The sequence below is a fragment of the Avibacterium volantium genome (assembly GCF_049366555.1).
Lineage (GTDB): Bacteria > Pseudomonadota > Gammaproteobacteria > Enterobacterales > Pasteurellaceae > Avibacterium > Avibacterium volantium_A.
In genome coordinates this window covers 1-9572 of sequence record NZ_JBMMGT010000043.1, presented here as the reverse complement: position 1 = coordinate 9572, position 9572 = coordinate 1, and the positions used below count along the sequence as shown (strand labels likewise).

13 protein-coding genes are annotated in these 9572 nt (G+C 42.4%); 10 read left to right on the top strand and 3 right to left on the bottom strand.

All coding sequences use genetic code 11. The features are described 5' to 3' along the window. Window positions 1-83: 83 nt before the first annotated feature. Window positions 84-443 carry a hypothetical protein gene (locus ACLS0A_RS10690; RefSeq protein WP_416083438.1) on the bottom strand — a complete coding sequence of 120 codons (360 nt, stop codon included), beginning with the start codon at window positions 441-443 and terminating at the stop codon, window positions 84-86. Next, window positions 443-1168, bottom strand: coding sequence for a carboxy-S-adenosyl-L-methionine synthase CmoA (gene cmoA / locus ACLS0A_RS10685; protein WP_416083439.1), 726 nt, complete (start codon window positions 1166-1168; stop codon window positions 443-445). The genes ACLS0A_RS10690 and cmoA overlap by 1 nt, the downstream gene beginning before the upstream one ends. A gap of 191 nt (window positions 1169-1359) precedes the next feature. On the opposite strand from cmoA, the gene ACLS0A_RS10680 reads away from it, so the two are divergent. The 9 genes from ACLS0A_RS10680 to ruvB all read left to right on the top strand — a co-directional run bounded on the left by ACLS0A_RS10680 (window position 1360) and on the right by ruvB (window position 7766). Then, entirely contained in the window at window positions 1360-1650 is a 291-nt protein-coding gene (locus ACLS0A_RS10680) for a type II toxin-antitoxin system RelB/DinJ family antitoxin (RefSeq protein WP_416083446.1), read from the top strand. A 33-nt stretch (window positions 1651-1683) separates the two neighbouring features. Further along, window positions 1684-1836 (top strand): hypothetical protein, encoded by a 153-nt coding sequence (locus ACLS0A_RS10675; RefSeq protein WP_416083440.1) that lies wholly within the window; start codon window positions 1684-1686, stop codon window positions 1834-1836. Next, window positions 1833-1946 carry a type II toxin-antitoxin system mRNA interferase toxin, RelE/StbE family gene (locus tag ACLS0A_RS10670; protein WP_416083441.1) on the top strand — a complete coding sequence of 38 codons (114 nt, stop codon included), beginning with the start codon at window positions 1833-1835 and terminating at the stop codon, window positions 1944-1946. Before ACLS0A_RS10675 ends, ACLS0A_RS10670 begins: the two co-directional genes overlap by 4 nt. Window positions 1947-2033: 87 nt before the next feature. Next, window positions 2034-3812: an aspartate--tRNA ligase gene (gene aspS, locus ACLS0A_RS10665; protein WP_416083442.1), complete on the top strand. Its 1779-nt coding sequence runs from the start codon at window positions 2034-2036 to the stop codon at window positions 3810-3812. Between the two features lie 125 nt (window positions 3813-3937). Next, on the top strand, window positions 3938-4381 hold the full coding sequence (nudB, locus tag ACLS0A_RS10660; RefSeq protein WP_416083443.1) for a dihydroneopterin triphosphate diphosphatase: 444 nt from the start codon (window positions 3938-3940) through the stop codon (window positions 4379-4381). Between the two features lie 287 nt (window positions 4382-4668). Continuing rightward, window positions 4669-5409: a YebC/PmpR family DNA-binding transcriptional regulator gene (locus ACLS0A_RS10655; RefSeq protein ID WP_103852766.1), complete on the top strand. Its 741-nt coding sequence runs from the start codon at window positions 4669-4671 to the stop codon at window positions 5407-5409. Window positions 5410-5483: 74 nt separating this feature from the next. Next, window positions 5484-6044, top strand: a complete 561-nt coding sequence (gene ruvC, locus ACLS0A_RS10650; RefSeq protein ID WP_330933741.1) for a crossover junction endodeoxyribonuclease RuvC — start codon at window positions 5484-5486, stop codon at window positions 6042-6044. 86 nt (window positions 6045-6130) lie between these two features. Then, the gene (gene ruvA, locus ACLS0A_RS10645) at window positions 6131-6745 is read left to right on the top strand and encodes a Holliday junction branch migration protein RuvA (RefSeq protein WP_017805742.1); all 615 of its coding nucleotides are present in this window, start codon (window positions 6131-6133) and stop codon (window positions 6743-6745) included. A gap of 13 nt (window positions 6746-6758) precedes the next feature. Beyond that, entirely contained in the window at window positions 6759-7766 is a 1008-nt protein-coding gene (gene ruvB / locus ACLS0A_RS10640; protein ID WP_416083444.1) for a Holliday junction branch migration DNA helicase RuvB, read from the top strand. Window positions 7767-7951: 185 nt separating this feature from the next. Here ruvB and ACLS0A_RS10635 read toward each other — a convergent pair whose 3' ends face one another. Next, a complete protein-coding gene (locus tag ACLS0A_RS10635) occupies window positions 7952-9088 on the bottom strand; it encodes a glycerate kinase (RefSeq protein WP_416083445.1) in 1137 nt (378 codons plus the stop codon). Window positions 9089-9257: 169 nt separating this feature from the next. On the opposite strand from ACLS0A_RS10635, the gene rpsO reads away from it, so the two are divergent. Further along, entirely contained in the window at window positions 9258-9527 is a 270-nt protein-coding gene (gene rpsO / locus ACLS0A_RS10630; protein WP_017805737.1) for a 30S ribosomal protein S15, read from the top strand. Window positions 9528-9572 lie beyond the last annotated feature (45 nt).

Sequence of the window (9572 nt, the reverse complement as noted above, 5' to 3'; positions counted from 1 at the left end):
ACCCTTATAGGGTAGCCTAAAAACCGCACGTTTTACGTGCGGATTGTTATTTATTAATCTGGAGTTTGATCGGTATATATTTCTTAATGCTCTGCTTGATAATGTAATTGCATCATTTGTGATTCATTTACTTCCAACACACCTTTTATTTGAGATAACTTTGTTTTTAGAGATGACAGCTCTAAATTCTCAGGAATATGCACCGCAATGGCGTTAAAGTTTCGGTATTCGTACAGCAATTCAGCGCCTAATTTTTGGCTAGCTGCGATAAGCTGCGGTGCAGTAGTTAAAGTGCGGTCGTAAAAAATAATAAAATTGCGCGTGGAACTTAAAGTTTGTTCCACTTGTAGTGGGGAAATTTGAGCTGTGGCGATGTTTTGAGCATAAGCCTGACTAACACAGCCAAGCAATAATCCTACCAAGAACAATGAACGTATTTGCATTATTTAATCGCCACCATTGATCCAAAATTAAAACACTGAAACCACAATTCAACGTGAGAAAATCCCACTGATTTCAACCGCGCTTTGTGCGTTTCAATATCATCAGTACGCATTACATTTTCAAGTGCGGTACGTTTTTGGCTCACTTCTAACTCGCTGTAACCATTGGCGCGCTTAAATTCGTGGTGCAAATCAATCAATAGTTCATCAATTTTTTCATCATTAAAACGAAATTTTTCCGACAGTACTAACACGCCATTCGGATTTAGTCCTTGATAAATTTTTTCTAACAACGCGGTGCGATCTTGCGGAGGCAAAAATTGTAAAGTGAAATTTAAAATCACCATTGAGGCATTGCTGATTTCAATATTGCGAATATCATCGCACAAAATTTCAACAGGGACATCGCTATGATAAGCCTGAATATGCTGGCGACAACGTTCCACCATCGGCAACGAATTATCCACGCCAATAATCTTCACATTCGGCTGATGAATGTTGCGTCTGGCCGCAAGGGTTGCCGCCCCACGAGAGCAGCCTAAATCATACACATTAGAATTTGGCGTTACAAAACGGCTCGCCAACATTCCAATGGCGGTGATGATATTAGAATAGCCCGGCACGGAACGCTGGATCATATCAGGGAACACTTCCGCCACATTTTCATCAAAAGTAAAATCGCCCAAATTCTTAATCGGGGCGGAAAAAATGGTATCTTTACTCATTATTTATCCTAAATAGGTTAGCAAAGTGCGGTGAAAATTCACAAAATTTCCCCCGCACTTTATTTTGCCTGCATTTTAGAGCAAGACTGCGGTTCTCACAAATGGAAATGTATCAATCTTAACTTGTAATGACATTGTATATGCAATATAATACAGTCAATTTAACCAATGAGAGATTGATTATGACGACAATGACGAACAATAATGCCGTGGTGAATTTTCGTTTACCACAACATTTAAAAACAGAAGCATTTGAAGTGATTGCCCAATATGGCCTCACCCCATCACAAGTGTTTAATATGTTTTTAACTGAAATTGCTGCCACCAAAGCGATTCCTTTGAGTTTGAATTATTTACAACCTAATGCAAAAACTTTAGCGGCAATGAATGAAATTGAAAGTGGAACGGCTGAACGTTTCTCTCTTGATGACAAAACCGATCTTGCCACCTTATTACAACAAATAGCAGAAGGGAAAAAATAAATGAACCAGCCGTTGCCAATTAAGGAAATTGAAATGGCAAAAGAATTTAAGCGCGATTTAGTACAACTAGCCAAAAAAGCACTGCACTTATTTGTTCATCCCCGCTATTTGGAAGTGATGCACTGCTTAACAAATGGACTGACTTTACCGCCGAATATAAAAATCATCCGCTTAAAAACAATTTGAAAGGTTATATGGATTGCCACATTCTCAATGATCTCGTGCTAATTTATAAAATTGAACAGCAATGCCTAAAATTAGTTCGGCTAAATACACATTCAGAAGTTTTTGCATAACTTCTCAATTAACAATTCTATCCCCCCAAGATTTCCGCTATAATCTTGCGGTTATCACTTTTTTTAGATTTCAATAAGGAAAATATTATGATGCGAACTCATTATTGCGGGGCGTTAAACCGTGAAAACATTGGGCAAGAAGTAACATTAAGTGGTTGGGTGAATAAACGCCGTGATTTAGGGGGCTTGATTTTTATCGATCTGCGTGATCGTGAGGGTATTGTACAAGTCTGCTTTGACCCGAAATATCAAGAAGCACTTACTGCTGCGGCGGGCTTGCGTAATGAGTTCTGCGTACAAATTAAAGGGGAAGTGATTGCCCGCCCTGAAAATCAAATCAATAAAAATATGGCAACAGGCGAAGTGGAAGTGTTGGCGAAATCCCTTTCTGTTTACAATGCCTCTGATGTGTTGCCGTTAGATTTCAATCAAAATAATACGGAAGAGCAACGTTTAAAATATCGTTATTTAGATTTACGCCGCCCTGAAATGGCACAGCGTTTGAAAACCCGTGCGAAAATCACCAGTTTTGTGCGCCGTTTTATGGACGATCACGGTTTCTTAGATATTGAAACTCCAATGCTCACCAAGGCCACCCCTGAAGGCGCGCGCGACTATTTAGTGCCAAGCCGTGTGCATAAAGGCAAATTCTATGCTTTACCGCAATCGCCACAATTATTTAAGCAGTTGCTGATGATGTCAGGCTTTGACCGCTACTATCAAATTGTAAAATGTTTCCGTGATGAAGATTTGCGTGCGGATCGCCAGCCTGAGTTTACCCAAATCGATGTGGAAACCTCATTCTTAACCGCCCCTGAAGTGCGTGCAATTATGGAACAAATGATCCACGGATTATGGTTAGACATTTTAGGCGTAGATCTCGGTAAATTCCCAATGATGACTTGGGCAGAAGCAATGCAGCGTTTTGGTTCAGACAAACCTGATTTGCGTAACCCGTTAGAAATGGTGGACGTGGCTGATTTAGTCAAAGACGTGGATTTCAAAGTATTCAGCGGCCCTGCTAATGATCCAAATGGGCGTGTAACCGTGATCCGCGTACCAAATGGTGCAAACATTACCCGTAAACAAATTGACGAATACACCCAATTTGTTGGCATTTATGGTGCAAAAGGCTTAGCGTGGTTAAAAGTCAATGAGCTTGAAAAAGGCTTAGAAGGCGTGCAAAGCCCAATCGCAAAATTCTTATCAGAAGAAGTGTTAAATGCGTTATTAAACCGTGTGCAAGCACAAAATGGCGACATTCTTTTCTTCGGTGCAGACAAATGGAACATTGCCACTGATGCAATGGGAGCGTTACGCTTAAAATTAGGGCGTGATTTAGGTTTAACCCGCTTGGACGAATGGAAACCGCTTTGGGTGGTAGATTTCCCTATGTTTGAACGTGATGAAGAGGGCAACCTTGCCGCAATGCACCACCCGTTCACCTCACCAAAAGATTTCAGCCCGAGCCAATTAGAGCAAGATCCAACGGCAGCCGTGGCGAATGCTTACGATATGGTGATTAACGGCTACGAAGTGGGCGGCGGATCGGTGCGTATTTTCGATCCTGTAATGCAGCAAACCGTTTTTCGTATTCTTGGCATTAACGAAGCGGAACAACAAGAAAAATTCGGTTTCTTACTGGACGCATTAAAATTCGGCACACCACCACATGCAGGTTTAGCCTTTGGTTTAGACCGCTTAGTGATGCTTTTAACTGGCACAGACAACATTCGTGATGTTATCGCCTTCCCGAAAACCACCGCCGCCGCGTGCTTAATGACCGAAGCCCCAAGTTATGCCAACCCACAGGCGTTGCAAGAATTAGGCATTGCGGTAACGGTAAAAGAAGAAAAAGCAAAATAAATTTTTATAACCTATAAAATTATTTTTGAAATGGACGTAGGGGCGTATCGCATACGCCCCAAAAATACGAAACAATTGAGATAGGTATTGAATTAGATAACAGTGTTATGGAGAAATAGGAATAGATGAGCTACAAAAATCCCCATAGCGTTCTTGTTGTTATCTATGCTAAAAATACGCATCGCGTACTGATGTTGCAACGCAAAGACGATCCCGAATTTTGGCAATCGGTAACGGGATCAATGGAAAATGGCGAAACGCCGAGGCAAACGGCAATCCGCGAGCTTTGGGAAGAAGTGCGGTTAAAAATTTCTGAAAATTCCACCGCACTTTTTGATTGCAATGAAAACGTAGAATTTGAAATTTTTCCCCATTTCCGCTATAAATACGCACCGAATATCACCCACGTGCGCGAACATTGGTTTTTATGCACCGTGGAACAGGAATTTGAACCGCAATTAAGCGAGCATTTGACCTTTAAATGGGTTTCCCCACAACAGGCCGTGCAAATGACAAAATCGCCAAATAACGCCGCAGCGATTGAGAAATATTTGGTAAATAAGGGCTGATTGATTATTTGGCTGGAATAAATTCTGCCAAATCTCCCCTAACCCCTCTTTGCGAAAGAGGGGAATTTAGTAGTTATAGCTCAAAATGAGTTAATCATACGCTCATATCCCCCTCTTTAGAAAAGATGGGTAGGGGGAGATTTGATAGTAGCAATAACTACACACTAAATGATATGACGCCTATTGTGGTGAATATAAGCCGCCAACGGCGAAACCTGATTTATAAAAACAAACAAATTTAATTAAACTCAAGATCAAAAAGATCACAAGAAACAAAAGGAAAAAAAATGGCAGGACATAGTAAGTGGGCAAATATTAAACACCGTAAAGCCGCCCAAGATGCCCAACGTGGAAAAATCTTTACTAAATTAATCCGTGAATTGGTTACCGCAGCCAAACTTGGTGGCGGTGATGTGAGCGCTAACCCGCGTTTGCGTGCGGCGGTGGATAAAGCCCTTTCTAACAATATGACGCGTGATACCATCAACCGTGCAATTGATCGCGGTGTGGGCGGTGGCGATGACACCAATATGGAAACCAAAGTTTATGAGGGCTATGGTCCAGGTGGCACAGCGGTGATGGTAGAATGTTTAAGTGATAACGCAAATCGCACCATTTCACAGGTTCGTCCAAGCTTCACTAAATGCGGTGGAAACTTAGGGACAGAGGGTTCTGTTGGCTATTTGTTCAGTAAAAAAGGGTTGATTTTAATTGCGGAAGCCGATGAAGATGCGCTTACAGAAGCGGCAATTGAAGCGGGCGCAGATGATATTCAACCACAAGAAGACGGCAGCTTTGAAATCTACACCGCTTGGGAAGATTTAAGTGCCGTGCGTGAAGCCATTGAAGCTGCAGGCTTCAAAATTCAAGAAGCCGAAGTAACAATGATTCCATCAACTACGGTAAATCTTGATGCGGAAACTGCACCAAAATTATTACGCTTAATTGATATGCTAGAAGATTGTGATGATGTGCAAAATGTGTATCACAACGGCGAAATCAGTGATGAAGTGGCAGCGTTGCTTTAATTTCTCACATTGATTTGATCGGCGATAAGTTAAAAGGTGCGTGATCTTCAGCACCTTTTTCATTTAGGAAAAAGATGGCAATTATTTTAGGTATCGACCCCGGATCTCGTTTAACTGGATATGGGGTGATTCGCCAAATGGGGCTTAAATTGGAATATTTAGGCAGCGGGGTGATCCGCACTCAAGCAGAAGATATGCCAACCCGTTTAAAGCGCATTTATGCAGGCGTAAGTGAAATTATCACGCAATTTCAGCCCACAATGTTTGCCATTGAAGAAGTATTTTTGGCCAAAAATGCCAATTCCGCCTTAAAACTTGGGCAAGCCCGTGGCGTGGCGATTGTTGCTGCGGTGAACCACGATTTACCGGTGTTCGAATATGCCGCACGCTTAGTCAAGCAAACGGTGGTTGGCACAGGGGCGGCCGATAAAACCCAAGTGCAAGAAATGGTAACGCGCATTCTTAATCTTTCCGCCAAACCGCAAGCTGATGCTGCCGATGCCTTAGCCATTGCCATCACGCATTCTCATTCCTTCGCGCATTTATCGCAAATTAATCAAAATGTGCAAAAAACAGCGGGAAAAAACACCGCACTTTTGCGTCCAAGATATAGCCGTGGGCGTTTCCGTTTATGATGGTTAAGCGTGAAAATTTATCGTTTAAAACTGGATATTTATCCAGTTTTATTTTATCCTATGGCAAATCGTTTTAAGGGGAAATTATGATAGGCCGTTTAACAGGATTATTAGTCGAAAAGCAACCACCAGAAATTTTGCTTGATGTACAAGGCGTGGGCTATGAGCTTTTATTGCCAATGACCAGCTTTTATAACTTGCCAGAAACAGGGCAACAAACGACCCTTTTCACCCATTTGGTCGTGCGAGAGGATGCACATTTGCTGTTTGGGTTTTCCCACAAGCAAGACCGCACGTTATTTCGTGAGCTAATCAAAACCAACGGTGTAGGCCCGAAACTGGCACTCGCCATTTTATCTGCGATGTCTGTCAATGAATTTGCTTATGCCATAGAACGTGAAGAATTGTCTAAATTAGTCAAAATCCCCGGCGTTGGCAAAAAAACAGCAGAACGTTTATTAGTTGAATTAAAAGGAAAATTTAAGGATTTACCACAAGGCGATTTCTTTATTGAAAGCACCCATTTACCAGTGGCAGAAAAATCATCAAGTAAAGAAAATGTTCATATCGATGATGCAATTGCCGCATTAGTTGCACTAGGTTATAAAGCGAGTGAAGCTGAAAAAATGGTGAAGAAAGTCGCAAACCCAGATCTCAATAGTGAGCAGTTAATTCGTGAAGCACTAAAGGCATCGTTATAAATAAGGCATTGTAATGATTGAAGTAGATAGAATTGTCAGCGCAACGGAAAAATTCGATGAAGAAGTCATTGACCGTGCTATTCGCCCTAAATTACTCACCGATTATGTGGGGCAACCGCAGGTCTGTGAGCAAATGGAAATTTTTATCCAAGCCGCCAAACTGCGCCAAGATGCGCTCGATCACCTATTAATTTTCGGCCCACCAGGGTTAGGGAAAACCACCCTTGCCAATATTGTGGCGAATGAAATGGGAGTAAATATCCGCACCACTTCAGGGCCAGTGCTTGAAAAAGCAGGCGATTTAGCGGCAATGCTGACCAATCTTGAACCGCACGATGTGCTATTTATTGACGAAATTCACCGCCTTTCACCAGCCATTGAAGAAGTGCTGTATCCCGCAATGGAAGATTATCAGCTTGATATTATGATTGGTGAAGGCCCTACGGCGCGCTCAATTAAACTGGATCTGCCCCCTTTTACTTTAATTGGTGCCACCACCAAAGCAGGCTCACTCACTTCCCCTTTGCGTGATCGCTTTGGCATTGTGCAGCGCTTAGAATTTTATTCCGTAGAAGATCTCACGTCTATTGTGGCACGCAGTGCGCAATGTTTAAATTTAGCTATTGAACAAGATGCCGCACAAGAAATTGCCTGTCGTTCCCGTGGGACACCACGTATTGCTAACCGTTTATTACGTCGTGTGCGAGATTACGCCGATGTTAAAAATGCTGGACAAATTTCCGCACAAATTGCCAAATCCGCCCTTTCAATGTTAGACGTTGATCCCGCAGGCTTCGACTTTATGGATCGCAAATTATTAAGTGCCATTATTGAACGTTTTGACGGCGGCCCTGTGGGGTTAGACAACCTTGCCGCCGCCATTGGTGAAGAACGTGAAACCATTGAAGATGTGCTTGAGCCTTATTTAATCCAACAAGGCTTTTTACAACGCACCCCAAGAGGGCGTATCGCCACATTGCGAACCTATCGTCATTTGGGAATTGATAAGCTGACTGACTAGGAAAGAAAAAGACGATGGAGTAGGGAAGTGCTCCGTTTTTTCGCAAGCTTTATCGAGATAGTAAAGTAGCAAGCTACAGGAAGTTAATGTAGAAAAGTTGGTAGAAAAACGTATCTTATGCCTAAAAATAAAGTGCGGTGAAAAATCTGAAAATTTTCCACCGCACTTGTCTTTTCACTATTCTGTTATTTCATCGCTAACTGATAAAATCTGGCGATATTTTGCGCTGTTGAAATCAGATTCTCTTTCCCTGAACGCAAGGTGTTTTCCAAACTATCAAGCTGACGAATGATCGGAAAGACCGCATCAATGCCCTCTTCATACACCGCTTCATAATCTTCCCGCAGGCAGCCTACGATAGCAATCACAGGTTTGCCAAATTGCTTAGCAGTTTTGGCGACACCAATCGGCGTTTTTCCGTAAGCGCTCTGTCCGTCCATTCGCCCTTCGCCCGTAATCACCAAATCGGCATCTTGCACTTGATCGCTAAAATTTAAGGTTTCTAACACAATATTTACGCCTTTTTTCAACCGCACTTTTGGTAATAACAGCAACCCACCGCCCATTCCGCCAGCCGCTCCAGCACCTGCTTGATTAGCGATATTAATACCAAGCTGTTGCTGTACTTTCTCGGCGAAATGAGCAAGCGCGGCATCAAGTTGTTGCACCATTTGCGCGGTTGCGCCTTTTTGAGGACCAAACACGGCAGATGCGCCAGTTTCACCACATAATGGATTATTCACATCACAAGCCACTTCAATTTGTACTCGTGCTAAACGTGAATCAAGCTGGCTTAAATCAATATGAGCGGTGTGAATTAACTGTTCGCCACCATCGCCCAACGATTGATTTTCAGCATTGAGAAAGCGCGCACCCAAGGCTTGCAACATTCCGACACCAGCATCATTGGTTGCACTCCCTCCAATGCCGAGAATAATTTTTTTCACCCCATAATTTAAGGCGTTCAAAATCAATTCTCCCGTGCCAAAACTGGTGGTTTTCAATGGATTACGCACTTCCATTGGCACAAGATGCAACCCTGAAGCCGCTGCCATTTCAATAAATGCGGTTTCACCATCACCAGAAAGCCCCCAAAATGCGTCAATTTTATTGCCCAAAGGGGCGGTAACCGTGCATTGGATAAGCTTTCCTTGTGTCGCGTCCACCAAAGATTGTACCGTGCCTTCGCCACCGTCAGCCATTGGGATTTTACAATATTGTGCGTGCGGAAAAATCTTGCGAAACCCAATTTCAATCGCCTCCGCCACTTCAAGCACAGTTAAACTTTCTTTGAATGAATCAGGTGCGATGAGTATTTTCATTGTTAATTCCTGTTAAAAAAACTGTTCTTATACTACCCTGTTGAGCGAAAAAATCCCAAGATATTTATTGCATTTTTTCTCTTAATCGCTACAATTGTTGCTCCTTGTCGGCGCTGAATTAGAGATCGGCGTTTGATGTATGATTAACCCTACTATTGAGGATTTTAATATGTCTCTAAGCACAGAAAAAAAAGCAGCTATCGTTGCTGAATTTGGTCGTGATGCAAAAGATACTGGTTCATCAGAAGTTCAAATTGCATTATTAACTGCACAAATCAACCACTTACAAGCACACTTTGCAGTGCATAAAAAAGACCATCACGGTCGCCGTGGTTTATTACGTATGGTTTCTCGTCGTCGTAAATTGTTAGACTACTTAAAACGTACTGATTTAGCTAAATACAGCGAAACTATCGCTCGTTTAGGTTTACGTCGCTAATTTCCAAATTAGAACAAGAAAACGCTCAAGCAATTGAGCGTTTTT